25 protein-coding genes are annotated in these 23,818 nt (G+C 65.7%); 17 read left to right on the top strand and 8 right to left on the bottom strand.

The window, feature by feature from the left end; genetic code table 11:
- Positions 1-249: 249 nt before the first annotated feature.
- From Mspo_RS02110 to Mspo_RS02060, 11 genes are all read left to right on the top strand, one after another.
- Positions 250-2,022, top strand: a complete 1,773-nt coding sequence (locus Mspo_RS02110; protein WP_159726340.1) for an acetolactate synthase 3 large subunit — start codon at positions 250-252, stop codon at positions 2,020-2,022.
- An 85-nt stretch (positions 2,023-2,107) separates the two neighbouring features.
- Entirely contained in the window at positions 2,108-2,659 is a 552-nt protein-coding gene (gene ilvN, locus Mspo_RS02105; protein WP_159726338.1) for an acetolactate synthase small subunit, read from the top strand.
- Positions 2,660-2,715: 56 nt separating this feature from the next.
- The gene (locus Mspo_RS02100; RefSeq protein WP_159726336.1) at positions 2,716-2,994 is read left to right on the top strand and encodes an AbrB/MazE/SpoVT family DNA-binding domain-containing protein; all 279 of its coding nucleotides are present in this window, start codon (positions 2,716-2,718) and stop codon (positions 2,992-2,994) included.
- Complete coding sequence (locus Mspo_RS02095) at positions 2,991-3,374, top strand: type II toxin-antitoxin system PemK/MazF family toxin (RefSeq protein ID WP_159726334.1); 384 nt, start codon at positions 2,991-2,993, stop codon at positions 3,372-3,374. The genes Mspo_RS02100 and Mspo_RS02095 overlap by 4 nt, the downstream gene beginning before the upstream one ends.
- A gap of 143 nt (positions 3,375-3,517) precedes the next feature.
- Positions 3,518-4,537: a ketol-acid reductoisomerase gene (ilvC, locus tag Mspo_RS02090; RefSeq protein ID WP_159726332.1), complete on the top strand. Its 1,020-nt coding sequence runs from the start codon at positions 3,518-3,520 to the stop codon at positions 4,535-4,537.
- A gap of 103 nt (positions 4,538-4,640) precedes the next feature.
- Positions 4,641-5,099 carry a nuclear transport factor 2 family protein gene (locus Mspo_RS02085; RefSeq protein WP_159726330.1) on the top strand — a complete coding sequence of 153 codons (459 nt, stop codon included), beginning with the start codon at positions 4,641-4,643 and terminating at the stop codon, positions 5,097-5,099.
- A 29-nt stretch (positions 5,100-5,128) separates the two neighbouring features.
- Complete coding sequence (locus Mspo_RS02080; RefSeq protein WP_159726328.1) at positions 5,129-5,590, top strand: nuclear transport factor 2 family protein; 462 nt, start codon at positions 5,129-5,131, stop codon at positions 5,588-5,590.
- A 13-nt stretch (positions 5,591-5,603) separates the two neighbouring features.
- Positions 5,604-6,515, top strand: coding sequence for a PhzF family phenazine biosynthesis protein (locus Mspo_RS02075; RefSeq protein WP_159726326.1), 912 nt, complete (start codon positions 5,604-5,606; stop codon positions 6,513-6,515).
- A complete protein-coding gene (locus tag Mspo_RS02070) occupies positions 6,512-7,222 on the top strand; it encodes an NUDIX hydrolase (RefSeq protein ID WP_159726324.1) in 711 nt (236 codons plus the stop codon). Before Mspo_RS02075 ends, Mspo_RS02070 begins: the two co-directional genes overlap by 4 nt.
- Positions 7,223-7,268: 46 nt before the next feature.
- Positions 7,269-9,074 carry a 3-dehydroquinate synthase gene (gene aroB, locus Mspo_RS02065; protein ID WP_244613053.1) on the top strand — a complete coding sequence of 602 codons (1,806 nt, stop codon included), beginning with the start codon at positions 7,269-7,271 and terminating at the stop codon, positions 9,072-9,074.
- Positions 9,075-9,309: 235 nt separating this feature from the next.
- A complete protein-coding gene (locus Mspo_RS02060) occupies positions 9,310-10,605 on the top strand; it encodes an HlyC/CorC family transporter (RefSeq protein WP_159726570.1) in 1,296 nt (431 codons plus the stop codon).
- Positions 10,606-10,964: 359 nt separating this feature from the next.
- On the opposite strand, the gene Mspo_RS02055 is transcribed toward Mspo_RS02060, so the two are convergent.
- Complete coding sequence (locus Mspo_RS02055; RefSeq protein WP_159726322.1) at positions 10,965-11,648, bottom strand: GNAT family N-acetyltransferase; 684 nt, start codon at positions 11,646-11,648, stop codon at positions 10,965-10,967.
- Between the two features lie 78 nt (positions 11,649-11,726).
- Here Mspo_RS02055 and Mspo_RS02050 point away from each other — a divergent pair, with 78 nt between their 5' ends.
- On the top strand, positions 11,727-12,383 hold the full coding sequence (locus Mspo_RS02050; protein ID WP_159726320.1) for a DsbA family protein: 657 nt from the start codon (positions 11,727-11,729) through the stop codon (positions 12,381-12,383).
- A gap of 139 nt (positions 12,384-12,522) precedes the next feature.
- Here Mspo_RS02050 and Mspo_RS02045 read toward each other — a convergent pair whose 3' ends face one another.
- Positions 12,523-13,176 (bottom strand): response regulator transcription factor, encoded by a 654-nt coding sequence (locus tag Mspo_RS02045; RefSeq protein WP_159726318.1) that lies wholly within the window; start codon positions 13,174-13,176, stop codon positions 12,523-12,525.
- Complete coding sequence (locus tag Mspo_RS02040) at positions 13,173-14,582, bottom strand: sensor histidine kinase (protein ID WP_159726316.1); 1,410 nt, start codon at positions 14,580-14,582, stop codon at positions 13,173-13,175. The genes Mspo_RS02045 and Mspo_RS02040 overlap by 4 nt, the downstream gene beginning before the upstream one ends.
- Positions 14,583-14,788: 206 nt before the next feature.
- Between Mspo_RS02040 and Mspo_RS02035 the strand changes: the two genes are divergently transcribed.
- Positions 14,789-15,286, top strand: a complete 498-nt coding sequence (locus Mspo_RS02035; protein ID WP_159726314.1) for a hypothetical protein — start codon at positions 14,789-14,791, stop codon at positions 15,284-15,286.
- A 125-nt stretch (positions 15,287-15,411) separates the two neighbouring features.
- Here Mspo_RS02035 and Mspo_RS02030 read toward each other — a convergent pair whose 3' ends face one another.
- The 3 genes from Mspo_RS02030 to Mspo_RS02020 all read right to left on the bottom strand — a co-directional run bounded on the left by Mspo_RS02030 (position 15,412) and on the right by Mspo_RS02020 (position 18,275).
- Positions 15,412-17,040: a CTP synthase gene (locus tag Mspo_RS02030; RefSeq protein WP_159726312.1), complete on the bottom strand. Its 1,629-nt coding sequence runs from the start codon at positions 17,038-17,040 to the stop codon at positions 15,412-15,414.
- A gap of 125 nt (positions 17,041-17,165) precedes the next feature.
- Complete coding sequence (secG, locus tag Mspo_RS02025; RefSeq protein ID WP_159726310.1) at positions 17,166-17,690, bottom strand: preprotein translocase subunit SecG; 525 nt, start codon at positions 17,688-17,690, stop codon at positions 17,166-17,168.
- Between the two features lie 117 nt (positions 17,691-17,807).
- Positions 17,808-18,275 carry a hypothetical protein gene (locus Mspo_RS02020; protein ID WP_159726308.1) on the bottom strand — a complete coding sequence of 156 codons (468 nt, stop codon included), beginning with the start codon at positions 18,273-18,275 and terminating at the stop codon, positions 17,808-17,810.
- Positions 18,276-18,565: 290 nt separating this feature from the next.
- On the opposite strand from Mspo_RS02020, the gene leuB reads away from it, so the two are divergent.
- Positions 18,566-19,678 (top strand): 3-isopropylmalate dehydrogenase, encoded by a 1,113-nt coding sequence (gene leuB / locus Mspo_RS02015; protein ID WP_159726306.1) that lies wholly within the window; start codon positions 18,566-18,568, stop codon positions 19,676-19,678.
- A 107-nt stretch (positions 19,679-19,785) separates the two neighbouring features.
- Positions 19,786-20,082, top strand: a complete 297-nt coding sequence (locus Mspo_RS02010; protein ID WP_159726304.1) for a type II toxin-antitoxin system HicB family antitoxin — start codon at positions 19,786-19,788, stop codon at positions 20,080-20,082.
- Here Mspo_RS02010 and Mspo_RS02005 read toward each other — a convergent pair whose 3' ends face one another.
- Both Mspo_RS02005 and ftsH read right to left on the bottom strand, forming a co-directional pair.
- Positions 20,083-20,277, bottom strand: a complete 195-nt coding sequence (locus Mspo_RS02005; RefSeq protein WP_159726302.1) for a type II toxin-antitoxin system HicA family toxin — start codon at positions 20,275-20,277, stop codon at positions 20,083-20,085.
- A gap of 302 nt (positions 20,278-20,579) precedes the next feature.
- A complete protein-coding gene (ftsH, locus tag Mspo_RS02000) occupies positions 20,580-22,478 on the bottom strand; it encodes an ATP-dependent zinc metalloprotease FtsH (protein ID WP_159726300.1) in 1,899 nt (632 codons plus the stop codon).
- A 156-nt stretch (positions 22,479-22,634) separates the two neighbouring features.
- Here ftsH and Mspo_RS01995 point away from each other — a divergent pair, with 156 nt between their 5' ends.
- Together Mspo_RS01995 and Mspo_RS01990 are read left to right on the top strand one after the other, a co-directional pair.
- Positions 22,635-23,054 (top strand): archease, encoded by a 420-nt coding sequence (locus Mspo_RS01995; protein ID WP_159726298.1) that lies wholly within the window; start codon positions 22,635-22,637, stop codon positions 23,052-23,054.
- A gap of 127 nt (positions 23,055-23,181) precedes the next feature.
- Positions 23,182-23,751, top strand: a complete 570-nt coding sequence (locus Mspo_RS01990; protein WP_159726296.1) for a DUF2939 domain-containing protein — start codon at positions 23,182-23,184, stop codon at positions 23,749-23,751.
- Positions 23,752-23,818: the final 67 nt, after the last annotated feature.

Below are 23,818 nucleotides of genomic sequence, written 5' to 3'. Positions count from 1 at the left end.
CCGCCCGCCGAATCGCCTTGACCCCTGCGGTCGTCTCCCGTAACCTCTGATCCGGTATTTCACCTGGAGTGGGCCGTGAAGGGCATTCTTCTCGTAGGCAGAGCGCTGGAGACGGAGCGGGGCTGAACCCGATCTTCCGCCGCTGGCGCTTATCCGAGGCCCTCCAGGGGGCCTTTTTTATTGCCTATGGGGCGCGCGCTCGGCGACGCCCGATGTCTCGAGGGTCGAGGAAAGCGGAGCTCGAAGAGTATGGCGAAGCAAATGACCGGAGCGGAAATGGTCGTCGAAGCCCTGAAGGACCAGGGCGTCGATTTGCTCTTCGGCTATCCCGGCGGCGCCGTCCTTCCGATCTATGACGTGCTCTTCCATCAGGAGAAGGTGCGGCACATTCTCGTGCGCCACGAGCAGGGCGCGGCCCATGCGGCGGAGGGCTACGCCCGCTCCTCCGGCAAGCCGGGCGTGCTGCTCGTCACCTCCGGCCCCGGCGCCACCAACACGATCACCGGCCTCACCGACGCGTTGATGGATTCCATCCCGCTCGTCTGCATCACCGGCCAGGTGCCGACCCATCTCATCGGCTCGGACGCCTTTCAGGAATGCGACACGGTCGGCATCACCCGCCACTGCACCAAGCATAATTATCTGGTGAAGAGCGTCGACGATCTGCCGCGCATCCTGCACGAGGCCTTCTACGTCGCCTCCAATGGGCGGCCGGGCCCCGTGGTCATCGACATTCCGAAGGATGTGCAATTTTCGACCGGGACCTATACGGGCCCGCGCAATGTGCATCACAAGACCTATCAGCCCAAGCTCGACGCCGATAATGACGCGATTCGCCGCGCGGCGAAGATGATGGCCGCCGCCAAGCGGCCGATCTTCTATACGGGCGGCGGCGTCATCAATTCCGGCCCGGCCGCCTCGACGCTGCTGCGCGAATTGGTCTCGCTCACCGGCTTTCCGATCACTTCGACGCTGATGGGCCTCGGCGCCTATCCGGGCTCGGGGCCGAACTGGCTCGGAATGCTCGGCATGCACGGCACTTTCGAGGCCAATAACGCCATGCACGATTGCGATCTGATGATCGCCGTCGGCGCGCGTTTCGACGATCGCATCACCGGGCGGCTCGACGCCTTCTCGCCGGGCTCCAAGAAGATCCATATCGACATCGACCGTTCCTCGATCAACAAGAATGTGAAGGTCGATCTGCCGATCGTCGGCGACTGCGCCCATGTGCTGGAGAGCCTCGTTCGCGTCTGGCGCGCGGAGGCGATGCACGCCGAGAAGCAGCCGCTCGACGCCTGGTGGAAGAAGATCGGCGAATGGCGGGAGCGCAAATCGCTCGCCTTCCGCAATTCGGACAAGGTCATCAAGCCGCAATACGCCGTGCAGCGGCTCTATGCGCTCACGAAAGATCGCGATCCCTACATCACCACCGAGGTGGGCCAGCATCAGATGTGGGCGGCCCAGCACTATCATTTCGACGAGCCCAATCGCTGGATGACCTCGGGCGGGCTCGGCACGATGGGCTACGGCCTGCCGGCGGCGATCGGCGCGCAGCTCGCGCATCCCAAATCGCTCGTCGTCGATATCGCCGGCGAAGCTTCGATCCTGATGAACATTCAGGAAATGTCGACGGCGATCCAATATCGCCTGCCGGTCAAGGTGTTCATCCTGAACAACGAATATATGGGCATGGTGCGCCAGTGGCAGGAGCTTCTGCATGGCGGGCGCTATTCGCACTCCTATTCGGAGGCGCTCCCCGATTTCGTGAAGCTCGCCGAGGCCTTCGGCGCCAAGGGCATACGCTGCTCCGACCCGGCCGATCTCGACCGCGCGATACAGGAGATGATCGACTATGACGGGCCGGTGATCTTCGACTGCCTGGTCGAGAAGAACGAGAATTGTTTCCCGATGATCCCTTCGGGCAAGGCGCATAACGACATGCTGCTCGCCGATCTCTCCGACGACGCCGGCGTCGAGCTCGGCTCGATCATCGACGAGAAGGGCAAGATGCTGGTGTGATGAGAGTGAGATCGTGAGTGGTGAGTAGTCGCCGCTCACTACCGACTACTCACTACTCACCACTCACTACTCTCTGGAAAGACACATGAACGCTCCCCTCACCCCGCCCTCGCCCTACTCGTCCCCGTCGTCGCGCTCCAATGTGGAGACGCATACGCTCGCCGTGCTGGTCGACAATGAGCCGGGCGTGCTGGCGCGCGTCGTCGGCCTGTTCTCGGGGCGCGGCTATAATATCGAGAGCCTGACGGTGGCCGAGGTCGCCCATGGCGAGCATCTCTCGCGCATCACCGTCGTCACCTCCGGCACGCCGGAGACGATCGAGCAGATTCATCATCAGCTCGAGCGGCTGGTGCCGGTCCATAAGGTCACCGATCTCACCGTCTCCGCCCGCTCGCTCGAGCGCGAGCTCGCCATGGTCAAGGTCAGGGGCAAGGGCGAGAATCGCAACGCCGCCCTCCAGCTCGGCGAGGCGTTCCGGGCGAGAGTCGTCGACGCCACGACCGAGAGCTTCATCTTCGAGCTGACTGGAAAGCCCGACAAAATCGACGAATTCGTCGATCTCATGCGACCGATCGGCCTCGTCGAGGTCTCGCGGACCGGGGTGGCGGCGATTTCGCGAGGGCCGGAGCCGATCTGAGTGGACGCGTGGGCGAGATGGATATACATTGTATATCTAGACAAGGAGGTCGAACCATGCGCGCCCGGGTGGCCAAATGGGGAAACAGCGTAGCGCTGCGTCTTCCCAGGGTTCTGGTCGAGGAGCTCGGCCTGAAACCGGGTCAGGAGGTGGAGCTGGTTCTCGAAGGGCGCGAAGCGCGCCTGAAGCCGATTCCTTCCTTTCCTGTCTACCGGCTCGAGGACCTCGTCGCAGAGATGAAGCGGCTCGGCCCGCAGAACGAGCCGCCTCTCGAGGATTGGGGCGCGGTCGAGGCGCCATGGCCCGATTATAAGGAAGGCCGCGATAGAGAATGAGCGCGTCGACGATCGCGTCTAATGAGACGATCGACTTGGGCGATCTGGTCTGGGTCGATTTCGATCCCGCGTTCGGCCATGAACAGGGCGGGCGCCGTCCGGCCCTGGTGATGTCGGTCGCGAGCTATAATGAGAGCTCGTCTTTCGTGCTGGTCTGTCCGATCACGCGAAGCGAGCGCTTTTGGCCATTCAAGGTCGGCTTGCCCTCCGGCGGGGCGATCGCGGGGGCGGTGCTCGTAGACCAGATCAAATCGATCGATAAGCGCCGGATTGTCTCGCCTGCGGCGGGACAGATCGACGAGCCCACCAAGAGCGAGGTCATCGCCAAGATCAGCCTGCTCATCGGACTCGACGCCGGCCGATACGCGCAGGCGTCGTAGCCATGCGCCGGAAGACCGCAGGTGACGCTGATTTCGCCCGCAGGCTTTGACGGCGGGCCAATGGCCGCTTAGAAGGCGGACCACATCATTCGACGGGACGGCCGAAGGAGAGCCTGTCCCGCAATTTCGGGGAACGGGCCAGCATGCGCGTCTATTACGATCGGGATGCCGACATTAATCTGATCAAGGGCAAGAAGGTCGCGGTGGTGGGCTATGGCAGCCAGGGCCACGCCCATGTCCTGAACCTCAAGGACTCCGGCGTCGGCGAGGTCGCGGTCGCGCTGCGCAAGGGCTCCGCCTCCGCCAAAAAGGCCGAGGGCGCCGGCGTCAAGGTGCTGGAAGTCGCCGAGGCCGCCAAATGGGCCGATGTCGTCATGATGCTGACGCCGGACGAGCTGCAGGGCGAGATCTATGCTTCCGAGCTCGCTCCGAATCTGAAGCCCGGCGCGGCGCTGTTCTTCGCCCATGGCCTCAACATCCATTTCAACCTCATCGAGCCGCGCAAGGATCTCGACGTCATCATGGTCGCGCCCAAGGGCCCGGGCCATACGGTGCGCGGCGAATATCTGAAGGGCGGCGGCGTCCCCTGCCTCATCGCCGTGCATCAGAACGCCTCCGGCAACGCGCTCGAGCTCGGCCTCTCCTACGCCTCGGCGATCGGCGGCGGCCGCGCCGGCATCATCGAGACCAGCTTCCGCGAGGAATGCGAGACCGATCTCTTCGGCGAGCAGGTCGTCCTCTGCGGCGGCCTCGTCGAGCTCATCCGCAACGGTTTCGAGACGCTGGTCGAGGCCGGCTATGCGCCGGAAATGGCTTATTTCGAATGCCTGCACGAGGTGAAGCTCATCGTCGACCTCATCTATGAGGGCGGCATCGCCAATATGAACTATTCGGTCTCCAACACGGCCGAATATGGTGAATATGTCACCGGTCCCCGCATCATCACCAAGGACACCAAGGCCGAGATGAAGCGCGTCCTCGAGGACATTCAGTCCGGCAAATTCACCCGCGACTGGATGCTCGAGAACAAGGTCAGCCAGACGTCGTTCAAGGCCACTCGCGCCCGCAACGCCGCTCATCCGATCGAGGAAGTCGGCGCCCGCCTGCGCGGCATGATGCCCTGGATCGGCAAGAACCGGCTGGTCGACAAGGACCGCAATTAGTCGCGTCGTTCGAAGGAGGGGGCCATCGGGAAGCTCAGCTCGGATCCGACGCGTCGTCGGCAGAGGAGCGGCGGAGCCGCCGCTCTCACGACGGGGGAGCGCGATGCAGCCGAAAATCGACGAGTCTGACGAGGAGCATCGTCGCGCGTTGAGACGCAACGTCTTCGATATCACGCGCCTGCGCATGGCGGGCAAGATCGACGAGATGTTGCGTTATTTCGCGCCGGACGTGATCGTTCACTATCACGCCACGAAAGAGGGCTTGTTTCTTCCCGGCGTCCTGCACGGACGCGAAGCGTTCAAAGAGAATATTCGTCTGACCGACGTCAATTACGAGCCGCTCGGCGGGGAGGTGTTCGACATACTTGTCGACGGCGAGATGACGGCGGTCAGATGGCGCAATTCCTGGCGCCATCGCAACTTCGGCTATACGGCGACGCTGGACATGGCGCATTTCCTGTCCTGGCGGAACGGAAAAGTCGCCGAAGTCTTCGAATATATGGACTATCACGGCTGGGGTCGCGCCGCCGCAGAGGCGCTGATCGAGCGCGACGAGCCTTAGCTCAGAGAGCGGCGGATCGAGGCGTTTGCATGACGAATTGCGAAGATTTCTTTTCTCGCCCGCCGGCCGGTCTCGATCGCGACGAGATTTTGCGCCGCATCGAGCTGCTCGCCGCCCAGCCCGCCGAGAACGGTGATTTCAGCGCCGTCCGGGATTTCTTCTCTGCGGACGTCGTCTGCGAATTCGTCGGCGACAAGTCTCGCATCCCCTACGCCGGCCGCCATATGGGCCTCGACGCGCTGCTCTCCATCCTGCGCGCGATCAATATCGACTTCTCCCAATCGGAGCCGAGCATCGACCATATCGTCATCGACGGCGGCCGCGTCGCGCTCCGGCGCAGCGTCCGCTGGCGTCATCGCGGCGCCGGCCTCGAGGGCCGCGTCGATCTCGCCGATTTCGTACGATTCGAGAACGGACTCATCGTCGAGCTGATCGAATTCCGCGATTCGATCACCATTCTCTCCATTCAGGGCGATGCGCCCTGGCCGTAAACGAGCAATTTCCATGTCCATGCGATTGCGCTTTTTCACGCTCGACGTCTTCACGACGCGCCGCTTCGCCGGCAATCCGCTCGCCGTCGTGCTCGGCGCCGACGGGCTCGACGGCGCGACCATGCAGACGATCGCCCGCGAGTTCAATCTGAGCGAGACCGTCTTCGCTCTGGAACCGCGCGATCCCGTGAACACGGCGCGGCTGCGCATCTTCACCCCGCTGCGCGAGCTGCCTTTCGCCGGCCATCCGACGATCGGCGCGGCGGTCCTGCTGGCCTCGCAGCGCGCGCCCGAGATGCTGGCGCGCAACGGCGTCGTCATCGCGCTGGAAGAAGAGATCGGCCTCGTCCGCTGCGAGGTCGTCAAGGACGCCTCCGGCGCGGTTCTGGCCCGCTTCGCCGCGCCGCGCCTGCCGATTCGCGGCGAGCGGACGCCGGAGGTCGAGCCGCTCGCGCTCGCGCTCGGTCTTTCAGCCGAGGACATCGGATTCGGCCGCCACATCCCCTCGAGCTTCTCGGTAGGGGTCGAGCTTCTCTTCGTTCCGATCCGCTCCCGCGCGGCGCTCGATCGCGCGCGGCCGGACTTTGCGGCGTTTCCGGCCATCATGGGCGAGGCCGTGGGCGCCTATCTCTACACGAGCGAAACGACGGAGCCCGCGAGCGCGGTCTCGGCCAGAATGTTCGCCAATGGGGTCGGCATAGGCGAGGACCCGGCGACCGGCGCGGCGGCGGCGGCCTTCGCCGGCGTCGCTCATGCTTTCGAGGCGCCGGAGGACGGCGAGCACGAATTCGTCATCGAGCAGGGATACGCCATGGGCCGGCCCTCGCGCATCGTCCTCGGCTCGCGGATCGAAGCGGGCCGCCTCGCCGCCGTCACCGTGGCGGGACATGCGGTCGAAGTGCAGCGCGGAGAGCTGGAAATATGAGCGGGCCGATCGAAATCGCCACGGTCTTTGGTCTGCGTTGCGTCGTCGAGCCGCACGCCTGGGCCTTCGACCGCAGCCGGAGCGAGGAGATCGACGCCCATTGGGCCGAGCGCCGCCGCGCCAATCCCGCGCTCTATGACGGGCCGATTCTGCTCGCCCATCACGTCTCGCGCGGCGAGGGCGGGACGCTCGGCGTCAAATTTTTTCCGACGCGCTTCTCGCGCTTCCTCGCCTGGCGGGACTTCGGCTTTCCGGACGCCGCCGTCTATAATTGCTTCTCCATGCCGGCGTTGCGCTCGGCCGACGGCGCATTTCTGCTCGGCGAGATGGGGCCGGACCATTCGGCCGCCGGCGCGATCTATTTCCCCGCCGGCACGCCGGACCCGAGCGATCTGCGCGACGGGCTCGTCGATCTCGAGGCCAATCTGCTGCGCGAGCTCGAGGAAGAGACCGGCGTCGCGCCTCAGGACGTGCGGCTCGCTCCGCAATGGACCATCGTCTTCGCCGGGCCGCGCGTCGCCTGCATGCGGATCGCGCAATCATCGCTTTCCGCCCTCGAGCTCGAAGCGCGCGTAAGCTCCTATATCGCCGCGCAGAAGAAGCCGGAGCTGGCTGGCGTGCGCATGGCGGCGCGGCGCGCCGATCTCGCCGAGCCGCGAATGCTCGACTTCATCCGCCGTTTTCTAGAGCCGCTGCTGCCCGAATGAGCGAAACGGGGCTGAATTTCCTGCGGGCGCAGTGTAGATTGCCGTCATGAGCAAAGTGCATGCGATCGGCGGCCAAATGATGGGCGGCCAAGCGGCGGCGCGGCCGGGCGGAGCGACTCCGCCCGAGGACAGCGCGCGCGCCATTCGCGGCGCGCTGCTCGGCCGCTCGCTCGTCCTCGTCGGCATGATGGGCTCGGGCAAGACCTCCATCGGCCAGCGCCTCGCGCAGCGGCTCGGCCTGCCGTTCAAGGACGCCGACGCCGAGATCGTCGCCGCCGCCGCCGGCATGTCGATCCCCGATATTTTCGCAAAATACGGCGAGGCGCATTTCCGCGATTGCGAGCGCCGCGTCATCGCGCGTCTGCTCGCCGGCGAGCCCTGCGTGCTGGCGACGGGCGGCGGCGCCTTCATGGACGAGACGACGCGCAATCGGGTGAAGGAGCGCGGCGTCTCGCTCTGGTTCGACGCCGCCCATGACGTTCTGCTGCGCCGCGTCCGCCGCAAGGGCGACCGGCCCTTGCTGCAGACGAGCGACCCCGCCGCCGTCTTGCGCCGGCTGATGGACGAGCGCTATCCCGTCTACCGCCAGGCCGACATCGCCGTGCTCTCCCGCGACGTGCCGCATGAGGCGATGGTCGAGGAGACGGTCGCGGCGCTGCACGCCTGGGCGGTGGGCGCGCCGGAGACGACACAAGGATTCAATCGCTTCATGACGTCACGAACGCCGCCCGCCGCCGTCGAGCCGCAGACCGTCGAGGTGGGGCTCGGCGACCGCGCCTATGACATCGTCATCGGCGCGGCCCTGCTCGAGCAGGCCGGCGACCATATCGCCCGAATCGCGCCGGGCGCGGCCTGCGCCGTCGTCACCGACGCCAATGTCGCGCGGCTGCAGCTCCCCGTGCTGCGCCACAGCCTCGAGAGAAGCGGCATTCGCACGACCTCCATCGTCGTGGAGCCGGGCGAAGGCTCGAAATCCTTCCCGGTCTTCCAGCGCGTCTGCGAGGAGATTCTCGAGGCGCGCATCGAGCGGCGCGACATTGTTCTGGCGCTCGGCGGCGGCGTCGTCGGCGATCTCGCCGGCTTCGCCGCGGCGAGCGTGCGGCGCGGCTCCCGCTTCGTGCAGGTTCCGACGACGCTGCTGGCGCAGGTCGATTCCTCCGTCGGCGGCAAGACCGGCATCAACACGCCGCAGGGCAAGAATCTCGTCGGCGCCTTCTATCAGCCCTCGCTCGTGCTGGCCGACGTCGACGCTCTGGCGACGCTGCCGCTGCGCGAGTTCCGCGCCGGCTACGCCGAGGTGGTGAAATACGGCCTCATCGACGACGCCTTCTTCTTCGAATGGCTGGAGAACAACGCTTCCGCCGTCTTCGCCGACCGCGCCGCGCGCGTCGAGGCGATCTCGGTGAGCTGCCGCTCCAAGGCCAAGATCGTCGCGCGTGACGAGACCGAGCAGGGCGACCGCGCGCTGCTCAATCTCGGCCATACCTTCGGTCACGCTTTCGAGCGGCTGGTCCGTTACGACAGCGACCGCCTCGTCCATGGCGAGGGCATCGCCATCGGCCTCGTCTGCGCCTTTCGCTTCTCGGCGCGGCTCGGCCTCTGCAGCCTGCAGGACGCCGAGCGCGTCGCCCGCCATTTGACGCGCGTCGGCCTGCCGACCCGCATCCACGACATTCCCGGCTGGCGCGACGACGCCGACGCGGTGCTCGACGCCATGTTCCAGGACAAGAAGGTCGAGAAGGGCGCGCTCACCTTCATTCTGGCGCGCGGCGTCGGCCGCTCCTTCGTCGCCAAGGGCGTGGACGTGGACGCGGTGCGCGGCTTCCTCAAAGACGAAATCGCCCGCGACTAGCGGCCTGCGTCAATGAAAGTGAAGATGTTCGAGCCCCCTCCCTCACCTCCCCCGCTGCGCGGGAGGGGTGAGGGAGGGAGCCTTCGGGTCTTCGGTTCGAGTGACGCAGGCCACTAGCGTCTTTCCATGTCTCATTGAAACATGGAGAGACGCTAGCCTTTTGTTTTGACGCGTTTCCAACGCCGAATTGGCGTCCACTTCGGCTGGAAACGCCATAGGCGCGAATAGGCTCACCATGCACGGCGGCGTCGAAGCGGGGCTCGAGAAGGTCGACATATGGGTCGCGGCCTTCGTCGTCCTATTGTGCGTTCTCCTGTCCGCCTTCTTCTCCGCCTCGGAGACGGCGCTGACCGCCGCCTCGCACGCCCATATGCATGCGCTGGAGAAGGAGGGCGATCGCCGCGCTTCCCTGGTCAACCGCCTGCTGCGCCAGCGCAATCGCATGATCGCGGCGCTGCTGCTCGGCAGCACTCTGGTCAATATCGGCGGCTCGGCCTTCACGACCAGCGTGCTCGTCTATCTGACGGGCGAGAGCGGCGCCGTCTACGCCACCATCATCATGACGGTGCTGCTGCTCGTCTTCGCCGAGGTGCTGCCGAAGACGGTGGCGATCAACCACCCCGACCGGCTGTCGCTGCGCGTCGCGCGCGTCATCAGCCTGTTCGTCGCCGTGTTCGGGCCGCTGCTCATCGCCGTGGAGGTTTTCGTGCGCGGCGTGCTGAAGCTCGTCGGCGTCGAGATCGGCCACGGCCGCACGCTGCTCTCGCCCTATGACGAGCTCAAGAGCGCCGTCGACATCATGCATGAGGAAGGAACCGTCGAGCGCAATTGGCGCGACATGTTCGGCGGCGTGCTCGATCTGCAGATCCTGCATGTCGCCGATGTGATGATCCATCGCACCAAGATGCGCACGATCGACGCGGACCTGCCGCCCGAGCAGATCGTGCGCGAGGTGCTGGCCTCGCCTTTCACGCGTATGCCGCTGTGGCGCGACCGGCCGGATAATTTCATCGGCGTCATCCACTCCAAGGATCTTTTGCGCGCGCTGGACGCGGCGGGGGCGGATTTTTCCAAGCTCGACATAGACGCGATCGCGCTCGAGCCCTGGTTCGTGCCGGAATCGACGACGCTCGAGGATCAGCTCGAGGCCTTTTTGAAGCGCAAGACGCATTTTGCGCTCGTCGTCGACGAATATGGCGAGGTGATGGGCCTCGTCACGCTCGAGGACATTCTCGAGGAGATCGTCGGCGACATTCGCGACGAGCATGATCTCGCCATGCAGGGCGTGCGCCCACAAGGGGACGGCTCGGTGCTCGTCGACGGCGCCGTGCCGCTGCGCGATTTGAACCGCGTCATGGAATGGAGCCTGCCGGACGAGGAGGCGACGACCATCGCCGGCCTCGTCATCCACGAGGCGGCGGCGATCCCGGAGGCCGGGCAGGTGTTCAATTTCCACGGCTTCCGCTTCGAGGTGCTGCGCAAGATGCGCAACCGCATCACGGTGCTGAAGGTGACGCCGGGGGAGACCTAATGTCTTTCCGAGTTTCATCGAAACACCGAAAGACTCTAAGTTTTCGTTTTAACGTGTTGTTTTCGTTTTAACGCGTTTTCAACGCCGAACCGGCGTCCACTTCGGCTGGAAATGCTTTAGAGCGCATTCGGACAAATCATGTCCGAATGCGCTCTAACGTTATTTGAATTCGCATGTTCTTTTCCGAAAACCGCTTCGCACTTTTCGGGAACCTGCTCCAGGAGGTTCCGCCCTCGAGCCCCAAACCCGTCGTTCACGGATCGTCTTCCAGACTGCTTTCCAAATCAGTGCATGTTTGCACTGTAGCCGCCATTCGGAGTATGAGGGCCGAACTTCCGGAACAAAGAGATGCCGGACGTTCAAGCCAGTGAGTGAGGACGCTGAACCTCATAGAATTGGCAAAGCTCATGACGCCCGCGAGCGGGCGCATAGACCATGCCCTCCCCGGTCGGCTTCATTCCACAAGCCCTCATGACGGCGATCGATGCGGCATTTGCCGGTTGCGCGGCGGCTTCGATCACGTCGAGGTCGAGCAGGTCGAAACCGGCCGCCAATGCTACTGGAGCAAGTTCTCTCATATAGCCCTTGCCATGGTGCTTTTCTCCAAACCAATAGCCGAGAGAACCGCGCCGATGATTCTCTTCGTCTCGATAGATCATCACCCACCCGATTAGGTCGCCGCTGGCCTTGTCGGTCGCCGCGAACGGCAGCGCATCGCCTCTGCGCGCCCAATCGCGGGCGGCCTCGATACGCGCAACCGCCATTTCGTAGGTGAAAGGGAAGGGCCAATAAGCAACCCATCGGCTGACTTCCGGCGTCATCATCATGGCCGTCGCAGCGGCGTCTTCGGCGCCGACACAGCGCAAACGGAGGCGGGCCGTTTCTAACGGCTGAAATGGATCGTTTCCCATGCTTTGATGATATTGCGGGTCGACGTCACAGACCAGCGCCGATGACTGTTTCCGGTCGAGTGTGGATGTGCGATCGCCCGATCCTGAAAGGCTCCTCTGGCGCGCAGCCGAAATTCGACCCTCTGTCGTCACCGATTCCCCACGCCCCCAAAATGCACTATGGTCGCGCCGGTTCCGCGACACTCATTCCGCGCCACTCATGGAGCGTCCATGCCCAGCTTCGACCTTCGTCTCACCCGTCGCGCCGCGCTCGCCGTCGCGGCCTCCGCCGCCATCGGCCTCGCCGGGCCGGCCTTCGCGCAGAAGGCGCCGAATGGCAAGGTTCCGGTCGACGAGCTGATGGGGCCGAACGCCCTGCCGGATATCGTCGAGGGCAAGGCCGACGCGCCGATCACCATCGTCGAATACGCCTCCATGACCTGCAGCCATTGCGCCGCCTTCCACAGGGACGTCTATCCGGCGCTGAAGAAGAACTTCATCGACACCGGCAAGGTGAAGTTCATTCTGCGCGAGTTCCCGCTCGATCCGCTGGCCACGGCGGCCTTCATGCTGGCGCGCAACGCCGGCGACAAGCGCGACGCCGTCGTCGATCTCTTGTTCGCCCAGCAGAAGAACTGGGCCTTCGTCGACAAGCCGCTCGACGGCCTCGCCAATGTGCTGAAGCAGACCGGGCTCGGCCAGGAGAAGTTCGAGGCGACGCTGAAAGATCAGCAGCTCTACGAGAATGTGAGCAAGGTGCGCGACCGCGCGGCGGAGAAGTTCGGCATCAATTCGACGCCGACCTTCTTCATCAACGGCGACAAATACAACGGCGAGATTCCCGAGGCCGATCTCGAGAAGATCCTGGCGGAGAAGGCGAAATCGTAGAGCGCGTCGGCGCGCCGTCTCATACGACGCAAGCCCCGCCCGTCATCACGAGCGAAGCGAAGCGGTCCAGAGTCGCGGGGCGGCCCTGGATTGCTTCGTCGCGGCGCTCCTCGCAATGACGATCGAGGTGGAGGCCGCGTCACACCGACTTCTCGGCGCCGACCAGGCCGGCGCCGATGGCGAGCCAGACGAGATGGGCGTCGGTGCGCGCGCCGACCTTGGATTTGATCTGATAATGATAGTTCTGCACGGTCTTGGTGCTGAGATTGAGCGCGCGAGCGATCTCCTCCGTCGTGCGGCCGGAGGCGACGAGGCGTAGAATCTCCGTCTCGCGCGGCCCGAGATCGTCGAGCGGCGAGCGGCCCTCGGCGAGACGCTCCGCCGCGATCTCCCGCGCTATGTCGTCGCCGAGCGCGCGGCCGCCGCCGGCGACCGTCTCCACCGCCCGCACCAGCTCCGCCGCCTCGCCGCCCTTGGTGACGAAGCCGTTGGCGCCGGCCTCGAAGGCCTTCAGCGCATAGGCCGCCGCATCATGCATGGTGACGACGAGAATGCGGGCGCGCTTGTCCCATTGCCTGATGTGGCGCACCGCCTCCAGCCCGCCCGCGCCCCCAGTGAGCTGGAGGTCCATCACCACCACGTCGGGCGAGAATTTGCGATAGGCCTGATAGGCGGAGGCCGCGCTGTCGGCCTCGCCGACGACGCGAAAGCCCGGCTGGCGCTCGAGCAGCCGGCGATAGCCTTCCCGCACGATCGGATGATCGTCGACGAGCAGGACCGAGACGCCGGTCACGCGGCGCGCCCCAGCGCGCCGGCGGGGCGGGCGGCGTTGGAATTCGCCGGCGCCAGCGGTATGCGCGCGGCGACGCAGACGCCGCGCGTGGCGCGGCCGATGGCGAGGCTGCCGCCGAAGGCCGAAACGCGCTCGCGCATTCCGAGCAGGCCATGGCCGGCGGAAAAATCGATGCGCGTCGGATCGCCGTCGCCATCGTCCTCCACGGTGAGCGCGACGACGCCGTCATTGGAGGCGAGACGCTCGACGCGCAGAAAGACTTCGCTCGGCCGTCCATGGCGCATGGCGTTGGTGAGGCATTCCTGGGCGATGCGGAAGACGCTCGTCGAGACGGCGGGCGGCACGCCGGCGAGATCGCCCATCAGATCGAGATGAACGACCGCGCGGGGCGCCGTCTGCGCGTTCCAGCCGGCGACGAGCTGCACGAGACAGGCCTCGAGGCCGAGCTCGTCGAGATCCTGCGAGCGCAGCCGCGCCAGCGCCTCGCGCAGAGTGGCGGTCATGCGCCGCGCGACCTTGCCGATCGAGCGCGCATCGGCGGCGAGATCGGGCCGATCCGAAGCCCCCGCCTCGATCGCCGCGGCGAAGGCGGTCGTCGCGGTGAGGCATTGGCCGAATTCGTCGTGGAGGTCGCGCGCCAGCGCCCGCCGCTCCTCCTCCTGCACCTCGAACAGGCGCTTCGTCAGCGCCATGCGCTCGGCCGTCGTCTGCCCCAGCCGCTCGGCGAGGTCGTTGGCCGCGCGGGCGATGAGGCCGAATTCGCCGCTGGTGAAAGATTTGATGCGGTGACGGTAATTGCCGTTCTCGAGCCGGCGCAGCCCGTCGACGATCGTCTGCGTCGGGGCGAGCGCATGGAAAATGGCCAGCGCCGCGAGCAGGCAGACGCCGACCGCCATCGACGCCGCGACGCCGGCGACGATGGAGATTTCGCGCCAGGCCTGGCGCACGGCGGCGCCCGGATCGGCGCGCGCGACGACGGCTCCGGTCTCCGGCTGGCGCACGGTGAGCGGGCGCGAGACGGGCGCCGGCGCGCCGAACAGAAGATCGAAGGCGCGCGCGAACCATTGCGGCGCCTCGGCGCCGACGCCGTCCATCTGGCTGCACAGAACGCGCGGCGTCTCCGCGCCCGGCGCGAAAGTGATGCAGACGCCGGGCGAGACGAGCTTCAGCGTCGTGAGCGACTCCCAATTGGGAATGGGGAGGATGTTGTCGCGCCTCATGCTGCCGCGCCAGAGAATCTCGCGCCAGAAGAGATTTTCGAGCTCATGCGCGACGCGCTCGGCGGAGCCGCGCGTCTCGGCGCGAATCGCGCGATTGGCGTCGTCCATCACCCAGCCGATGGCGAGCGCGAGGCAAAAGGCCACAATGGCGAAGAGGCGCATGATGAGGCGAATGATCAATTGCATCGAGCTCGGCTCCCGGCTCCTTCCCAGCGTCGCCGAGTAAAGCAGGATTTGCCTTCACCGCCAATGCGATCCAGCGGCGCTGCCGGGCCCGCCCCGGAAGATCGGGCAAAATGCCCGGCGCGCGGCGGTCCGCGCGCTCTTCGGCGTGACGAGCGCCGCGCGCGAGTATCGCGCCACTCCCCGAACGGGGCTTCGGAGATTTGACGATGAATCAGCATTCGATCGAGGCGCGCCTGCCGTCGCGCAACGCTTTTCTGCTCGGCTTCGCGACGCTGCTGCTGGGACTGGCGCTCGCCATCGCCTGGGTCCTGGGCGTGACCTTGTTCTATCCGGACGGAGAGCTCGCCCACGCCATTCCCCGGCGCGACGATCTCATCCGCGCCCATGTCGATTATCTGATGATGGCGCAGTTCGTGTTTCTGTTCGCGCTGCTGTTCCGCCAATATGCGATAAGGCCGCCGATTTGGGTGCTCGTGGCGATCTCATTCGGCGCCTTCAACAACCCGCTCGCCTTCGCGCTGCGCGCTCTGAAGCCGAAGCTCGATCCGGCGACTCTGCCTCCGGTCGAGCCGCATTTCCCGCTGATCGCCGGCGTGAGCTTTTCTCTGACGACGGTGGGATTTCTCGCGGCGGGCGTCCTCGCCGCCCGCGCGGCGTGGCGCGCGGGGAATGCGGCGGCGGCTCCCGTCACCGAAACTGAGTGATCGCTTCGCAGGACCGGCCTTTCGGCCGTCATCGCGAGCGAAGCGAAGGTGATTCAGAGTCGCAGGGCGGGCCCCTGGATTGCTTTGTCGCTACGCTCCTTGCAATGACGGGCGGAAGGCGCGCCTCACACCAGCCGGCTCTGCGCCTTGGCCGCCTCGATGAAGCTCGCGAAGAGCGGATGCGGCTCGAAGGGGCGCGACTTCAGCTCCGGGTGATATTGCACGCCGATGAACCAGGGATGGTCGGGAATCTCGACCGTCTCCGGCAAGAGCCCGTCCGGCGAGAGTCCGGCGAAGGAGAGGCCATGCGCCTCGAGCCGCTCGCGATAGGCGTCGTTCACCTCATAGCGGTGGCGGTGGCGCTCGGAAATATCCTGGCGGCCATAGATGGCGGCGATGCGCGAGCCGGGCTTCAAATGCGCGGGATAGGCGCCGAGCCGCATCGTGCCGCCGAGATCGCCGCCCGCCGCGCGCTGCTCCAGCGCATTGCCGCGCAGCCATTCCGTCATCAGGCCGACGACGGGCTCCTCGCAAGGGCCGAATTCGGTGGAATTGGCCTTCCCTATGCCGGCGAGCGCGCGCGCCGCCTCGATGACGGCCATCTGCATCCCGAAGCATATGCCGAAATAGGGGACATTGCGCTCGCGGGCGAAGCGCGCCGCGAGAATCTTGCCCTCCGCGCCGCGCTGGCCGAAGCCGCCGGGCACGAGAATGCCGTTCACATGCTCGAGATGGGCGGCCGGATCGGAGCTCTCGAAGACCTCCGATTCGATCCAGTCGAGATTGACCTTCACGCGATTGGCGATGCCGCCATGGGCCAAAGCCTCGATGAGGCTCTTATAGGCGTCCTTCATGCCCGTATATTTGCCGACGACGGCGATCGTCACCTCGCCCTCGGGATTGTTGACGCGCTGCGTCACTGCGTTCCAGCGGCTCATGTCGGGCTTGGGCGCCGGGTCTATGCCGAAGGCCGCGAGCACCTGCGCGTCGAGCCCGGCGGCGTGATAGGCGCGCGGCACGTCATAGATGTGCGCGGCGTCGCGCGCCTCGATCACCGCGCTCTCGCGGACGTTGCAGAAGAGGCCGAGCTTGCGCCTCTCCTCGCGGGGAATCTCGCGGTCGGTGCGGCAGAGCAGAATATCCGGCTGAATGCCGATGGAGCGCAGCTCCTTCACCGAATGCTGAGTCGGCTTGGTCTTCAGCTCGCCGGCGCTGGGGATGAAGGGCAGCAGCGTCAGATGGATATAGACGCAATGCTTCTCTGGCAGCTCATTGCCGAGCTGGCGGATCGCCTCGAAGAAGGGCTGGCCTTCGATGTCGCCGACCGTGCCGCCGATCTCGATCAGCGTGAAATCGACATGGTCGTTGCCCTCGAGGACGAACTCCTTGATGGCGTTGGTGACGTGGGGAATGACCTGGATCGTCGCGCCGAGATAGTCGCCGCGCCGCTCCTTGGCGATGATGTCCTGATAGATGCGCCCGGTCGTCACATTATCCTGCTTGCAGGCGGGACGGCCGGTGAAGCGCTCGTAATGGCCGAGATCGAGATCGGTCTCGGCGCCGTCGTCGGTGACGAAGACCTCGCCGTGCTGGTACGGACTCATCGTGCCAGGATCGACGTTGAGGTAGGGGTCGAGCTTGCGCAGTCTCACGGTATAGCCGCGCGCCTGCAGCAGCGCTCCGAGCACCGCCGACGCCAAGCCCTTGCCGAGTGAGGAGACCACGCCGCCGGTGATGAAGATGTACCGCGCCATGGGGCTTTACGCTTATCGCCTCTGGGTCGATTCGGAAAAGACTTTTTTCGTCGGCCGGCGGAATTCCACCGGCGCGTTCTCGCGCCGAAGCTGCGAAGCGGCGGCCGCCGCGACCGCCGAGACGCCTATCTCTGCTCGGCCGGAGCCTTGTCGGCGCCCTCGGCGGGCGCCTTGGCTTCGGGCGCTTTCGCGCCTTCCGGAGCCGGCGGGGTCGCCGGAGCGGCCTCCGGGGCCGGAGCGGCAGGCTGCTCGGCGGCCGGGGGCGTCGCGCCCGATGTCGCGCCCTGGCGCTGCTGCTGGGCCCGCTGCAGCTGCTCGAAGATGCTCTCTTTCTTGTCGGCCGGGGCGGCGGCGTTCGGCGCCGTCGCGGGCGCGCCGGTCGCCGGAACCTCCTTCAGCTCCAGCTTGGCGGGGTCCAATCCGTCGCCGCCGCGTTCCCAGGCCGGGAGCACGGTGAGAGCGATGCTCGTCAGGAAGAATATGGCGCCGAGAATGCCGGTGGCGCGGGTCAGCGCATTGGCCTGGCCGCGGCCCGTGAACAGGCCGCCGCCGCCGATGCCGAGCGCCCCGCCCTCCGACTTCTGGTAGAGGATCAGCACGACGAGAGCCACCACCACCATCAGGTGGATGACGATGATAACCTGCTGCATGAACGGCTTTCTCCCGGCGCTTCGGCTCCGCCCGACGAGGGCGGCCCGCGCATCTTCTTGTCGCGGGCCTTCTACACCAATTGCGCGGGCCTAGGGAAGGGGCGCGCTAGCCGCCGATCAGTAGATGTTGCCGTCCTGGCCCTTCCAGCCCTTGGGGTCCTGGTCGAAGCGCGTCTCGTCCTTGAACTCGATCTTCGCGCCGGGCTCGATATATTGACGGTCCCTGATCTCCTGATTGGAGACGGTCGTCGAGAAATATTGGCTCGTGGAGCAGCCGGCCTTCACGGCGCCGGTCGCGTCGGGCTTGCAATCGAGATTGGCGCCCTTGGGAAACTCCGCCGTCCCGGTGAAGTAGAATTCGACGCCCGCATGGCCGGCGCCCTCGACGTCCAGCCGCCAGAAGCGCGACACTTCGAAACTGGTGACCTTGGCGTCCGGATCGAACTTCTTTTTCAGGCGGTTCTCGAACACCGAGCGCGCATTGTCGGCGGTCGGCTCGCAGGAGAACAGACAGAAGGCCTCGGCGCGGCCGGCGGTGAGCGAAGCCGCGAGCAGCGCGGCCGCGACGATCTTCGATTTCGACATGAAACGCGTCTCCTCTTTTGTCGTTCTTATTTGCCGTTCTTATCTTCCGGGCTCGTCTTGTCTTCCGCGCTCGTCCTGCCGCGTGGTTCGGCGCCGCGAGGCGGGACGGGCGCGAAGCTCGCTCCTCATGGGGCTCGGAACGCAGGCTGCACGGCCGTCGCGATCCCGGCAAGCGCGCCTTCTCGGACAGATTGTCGCATCACGACGCATTTCTCCGCCTTGTTGCCTTGCGGCGGCGAGCGCCTTATTGACGGCGCGACCCCCAGGGAACCAGTCATAGAGAGGATTTCATGCCCGCCTACAAGCTCCTTCTGCTGCCCGGCGACGGCATCGGCCCGGAAATCATGGCCGAAGCCGAGAAGCTCGTCGCCTATTTGAGCAAGGCCGGCGTCGCCTCTTTCGAGACGGAGAAGGGCCTCGTCGGCGGCGCCGCCTATGACGCCCATGGCCAGGCGATCAGCGAAGCCGACATGGGTCTCGCAAAAAGCGCCGACGCCGTGCTGCTCGCCGCCGTCGGCGGGCCCAAATGGGACGGCGTGCCCTATGACGTGCGCCCGGAGGCCGGCCTCCTTCGCCTGCGCAAGGATCTCGGACTCTTCGCCAATCTGCGTCCGGCGATCTGCTATCCGGCGCTGGTCGAGGCGTCGTCGCTGAAGCCCGATCTCGTCGACGGGCTCGACATCATGATCGTGCGCGAATTGACCGGCGGCGTCTATTTCGGCGAGCCCAAGGAGATCATCGATCTCGGCAATGGCCAGAAGCGCGGCGTCGACACGCAGGTCTACGAGACCTATGAGATCGAGCGCATCGCCCGCATCGCCTTCGAGCTCGCCCGCAAGCGCTCCAACAAGGTGACCTCGTCGGAAAAGGCCAATGTGATGAAATCCGGCCTTCTGTGGCGCGAGGTGGTGACGGCGCTGCACGCGCGCGAATATTCCGATGTGAAGCTCGAGCATATGCTCGCCGACGCGCTCGGGATGCAGCTCGTGCGCCGGCCCAAGCAGTTCGACGTGATCGTCACCGACAATCTCTTCGGCGACCTGCTGTCGGACGTCGCCTCCATGCTGACCGGCTCGCTCGGCATGCTGCCCTCGGCGTCTCTCGGCGCGGAGGACGCGACGACCGGCAAACGCAAGGCGCTCTATGAGCCGTGCCACGGCTCCGCGCCCGACATCGCCGGCAAGAGCCTCGCCAATCCGATCGCCATGATCGGCTCCTTGGTGATGGCGCTGCGCTATTCCTTCGGCCTCGGCTCGGTCGCCGACGCCGTGGACAAGGCGATTTCCGACGTTCTCGCCGCCGGCCTGCGCACGGCCGATATCGCCGGGCCGGGCGTCGCGCCGGTTTCGACGAGTGAGATGGGCGACGCGATCCTGGCGGAGCTGAAGAAGACGTTTGGGTGAAAAAAACCAAGCGCCGGCGCCTGACGGCCTCGCTTTCGGGGCTGTCAGGCTCATAGCAAAAAGAGTGGAATGCGCTATTATTCCTCGGCTATGACACGGGGTGTCGCATGAAACCCTATATCGCCATCGTCCACCAGGAAGGCGACAGCGCCTATGGTGTGAGCTTTCCCGACGCGCCCGGCTGCTTTTCGGCCGCCGACGAGCTCGACGATCTGTTCGCCATGGCGACGGAGGCGCTGGAAGGCTGGACCGAGGGGATGATCGACGAAGGCCTTTCGATTCCGCCGACCCGCGATTTGTCCGAGATCAAGGTCGATCCGGAATGGGCGGAGAGTTTCGCCAACGCCGTTCTCATCATCGCTCTCCCGCCGCCGAACGCCCAATCGACACAGCGAGCGGCATGATCAGTCCTTGGCCCAGCCAGCCTGCCTATAAATGTTCCGCGCCGTGCCGATCGAGATGTCTTTCCTCGGATGCGGCACAGTCACGAGATTGCGACACCCGTCCTTCGCAAAGTGATGATGCGATCCGTCGACGCGGACGAGCCGCCAGCATTCGCGCTCCAGGCGGCGGATGATGTCGCGGCTGTTGGTGAGCATTTCTCGATCTCGCGATTTTGATCGCTATCTAGAAACGCGCAGTTCACGTTATATGCAATAACAGTCGCGAAGGGAGCGGATCAGCGCCCACAACGCGTGACGACGCGAAACCACTCCTGACCGCTCTCGACAGCGGGCGTCGATCGCTCGCGAACGTGTGGAAAAGTCCGCGACGGCGACCGTGCGGATCCTTCTCCGACTTGTGGGAAACCTCGTCCGACCGTGCTTCGAGAGGCTGCGTTCTCCGCAGCGCGGGAGTTAAGGAGCCGCGTTTGGCGCGCATCACGCAGGAACTTAATCTCTCAGCCGCCGCTCGCCGCGAAATGCGAGCCTGAAGGCTCGGCGTTCGACGCGCTCCCTGGACCGCGAGCCTTCAGTCTCGCCTCCACCTGCGCGTGGATCGGCTCCAGCTCCTCCTCCGTGAACGTCTCCTCCTCGAGCAGCCGCTTCGCCGCTTCTTCGTGAATGCTCGCGCACTCCTTCAAGATCCGTGTCGCCCCCGCAAAGGCCTCGTCCACCAGCTCCCGCACGGCGCGGTCGATGCGCGCGCTCGTCTCCTCGCTCGCCTCGGAGCGGCGCTGACCGAGATCGGCGATATCGAGATAGCGCGGCCGCTCGGCGATATAGGAGGCCTGTCCGACGGAAGGCTCCATGCCGTAGCGCGTCGCCATGGCGCGGGCCATTTCGGTCGCGCGCTGGAGATCGTCGGCGGCGCCGGTCGTCGCCTCGTGGAACACATTCATCTCCGCCGCGCGCCCGCCGAGCAGAACCGTCATGCGGTTCATGAGCTCCGTGCGCGTCATGAGGTAGCGGTCCTCGGTCGGCATCTGCATCGTATAGCCGAGCGCGCCCATGCCGCGCGGAATGATCGACACTTTCTTGATCGGGTCCATGTCGGGCAGCGCCATGGCGACGATCGCATGGCCCATCTCGTGAAAGGCGACGATGCGCCGCTCGCGCGGATGCAGCAGCCGATTGCGCTTCTCGGGTCCGGCGATCACACGTTCGATCGCCGAGGTGAAATCGTCGAGCGTCACCGAGGCCGCGCGCCGCCGCGTCGCTAATGTCGCCGCCTCATTGACGAGATTGGCGAGATCGGCGCCGGTGAAGCCCGGCGTCATCGCGGCGATCTCGCTCGGATCGACATCGGCGCCGAGCTTGATCTTCTTCAAATGCACTTTCAGTATCGCGACGCGGCCGATCTTGTCCGGCCGATCGACGGAAATCTGCCGATCGAAACGGCCCGCGCGCAGCAGCGCCGGATCGAGCACCTCGGGCCTGTTGGTGGCGGCGAGCAGCACGACGCCCGAGGAGGGATCGAAGCCGTCGAGCTCGGCGAGCAATTGATTGAGCGTCTGCTCCTTCTCGTCATGTCCGCCGGATAGCCCCGATATTCCGCGCGCGCGGCCGAGCGCGTCCAATTCGTCGATGAAGATGATGCAGGGCGCGGACGCCCGCGCCTGCGCGAAGAGATCGCGCACGCGCGCGGCGCCGACGCCGACGAACATCTCGACGAATTCCGAGCCGGTGATGGAGAAGAAGGGAACGCCTGCTTCTCCCGCCACGGCGCGCGCGAGCAGAGTCTTGCCCGTGCCGGGCGGTCCGACGAGAAGAATGCCTTTGGGTATGCGCGCGCCGAGACGTCCATAGGTCGTCGGGTCCTTCAGAAAGGCGACGATCTCCTGCAGCTCCTCCTTCGCCTCGTCGACGCCGGCGACATCGGCGAAGCCGACCTTCACATCCGTCTCGACGAACACTTTGGCGCGGCTCTGGCCGATCTGCATGACGGAGCCGAGGCCTTGCGTCATGCGGCGCGACAAGAAGCTCCAGACGATGAAGAACAGAGCGATCGGCACGACCCAGGACAGCAGCGTCGAGATCCAGGTGTTTTCGACGACGCCCGAATATTTGACCTTCGCCGCCTCGAGCTCGGCGGCGATGTCGGTCGGCACGCGCACGGCGACGATCTGCTTGCGCCCGTCTTTCATCGGCTCCTCGAGCGTCGCGCGCACGATGTCGCTGCCGACCTCGACGGATGCGATCTTGCTCTCGCGCAGGAGAGACTCGAACTCGCTGTAGGGAACGACCTCGGTCTGGCGATAGACCGTCCACATCTGCTGCAGGATGAGAACGCCGATGAGGGCGAGAAGGAAATAGGCGATGTGGAAAGACCAGGCCTTGTCTTTCGTGGGTTTTTCCATGATCGGCCTCGTCCTCTCTATATGTCGCGTAGCGAGCCGTCCTTCGCGTCCTCGGCGGCTTCGACCACGAAGACAGCGAGCCCAGGACAGGCGGCTCGCGCGAAAAGCGCTACTCATATAGGAGCCGCCGCGAGCTTATCCACTCGGAACGGACCCATGGCGTCGGATTGGGAGCATTTTCCGCATGGCGCGGACATAGGCGTTCGCGGCTTCGGCGAAACGCCGGCGAAGGCCTTCGAGCGGGCGGCGCTCGCCATGACCGCGGTCGTGACCGACCCCGCGCTCGTAGCGCCGCGTGAGAGCGTCACGGTCGAGGCCATGGCCCCGACCCTCGACATTCTGCTCGTCGATTTCTTGAACGCTCTCGTGTTCGAGATGGCCGAGCGCGGGATGCTGTTTTCCGTCTTTGCGGCGACGATCGACGGCGGCCGCCTGACGGCGACCGCGCGGGGCGAGAGCGTGTCGCGGGAGCGCCATGCGCCCGGCGTCGAGATCAAAGGCGCGACCTTCACCGAGCTCGCCGTCGTCGAGGACGCGCCGGGTCGTTGGCGCGCGCAATGCGTCGTCGATGTGTGACGATCGGCGCCGGCGAGCCGAAACGGCGCGGGGCTCTGCTTTCGGGGCTTGCAACGCGACGTCGAGATGGACGAGAAGCGAGGACCGCCGCGCGATCCTTCGACGCGCGGCCGCCGAGGGATGGAACATGCGACGCGCTATTTTCGCTGTCTTCGCGCTTCTCGTTCTGGCGGCGCTCTCTGCCGGATACGCCGTCCTCTCGCTGCGTGAGCTCGAGGCGGGCGTGAGAGCGGGAAACGCCGAGGCCATATCCGGCCATGTCGATTTTCCCGCCGTGCGGGCGTCGATCAAGGAGCAGCTCTCGACGATCGTCATGGCGCGCGCGCTCGACGAGGCCGACCGGAATCGCGGCCCCGGCGGGCGGCTCGGCGCCGGATTGCTGGCGGCGATCGGCCCGGCGCTGATCGACACGGCTGTCGACCGCTTCGTCTCGCCCGCCGCCATAGGGGCCCTGCTGTCGAGGCGCGCCCCGACGGCCGGCGGCGGCGGCGAAGGCGGCGAGCGGAAGGAGCTCGATCTCAGACGCTTCGCGGATCGTTTCGAGCTCATGTCGCCGACGCGATTCCGCATCACCCATAAAGACGGCGTCGCCATCGTCTTCGCCCTCTCGGACTGGACGTGGAAAGTCGCCGATATCCGCATTCCGCCGGATATTTTGAAAAAGATCGTGCGTCCGGATGCTGGCGGGCGCCTGTGATCGGCTCTTTGCGCGGGCGCGTCGGCCATTCGCCTTGGTCCACTTCTCTTATTGCCATCGGGCGAAG

The sequence above is a fragment of the Methylosinus sp. Ce-a6 genome (assembly GCF_009811655.1).
Taxonomy (GTDB): domain Bacteria; phylum Pseudomonadota; class Alphaproteobacteria; order Rhizobiales; family Beijerinckiaceae; genus Methylosinus.
Note: the sequence above shows the minus strand (reverse complement) of the source record. Positions and strands in the feature narration are given on the sequence as shown.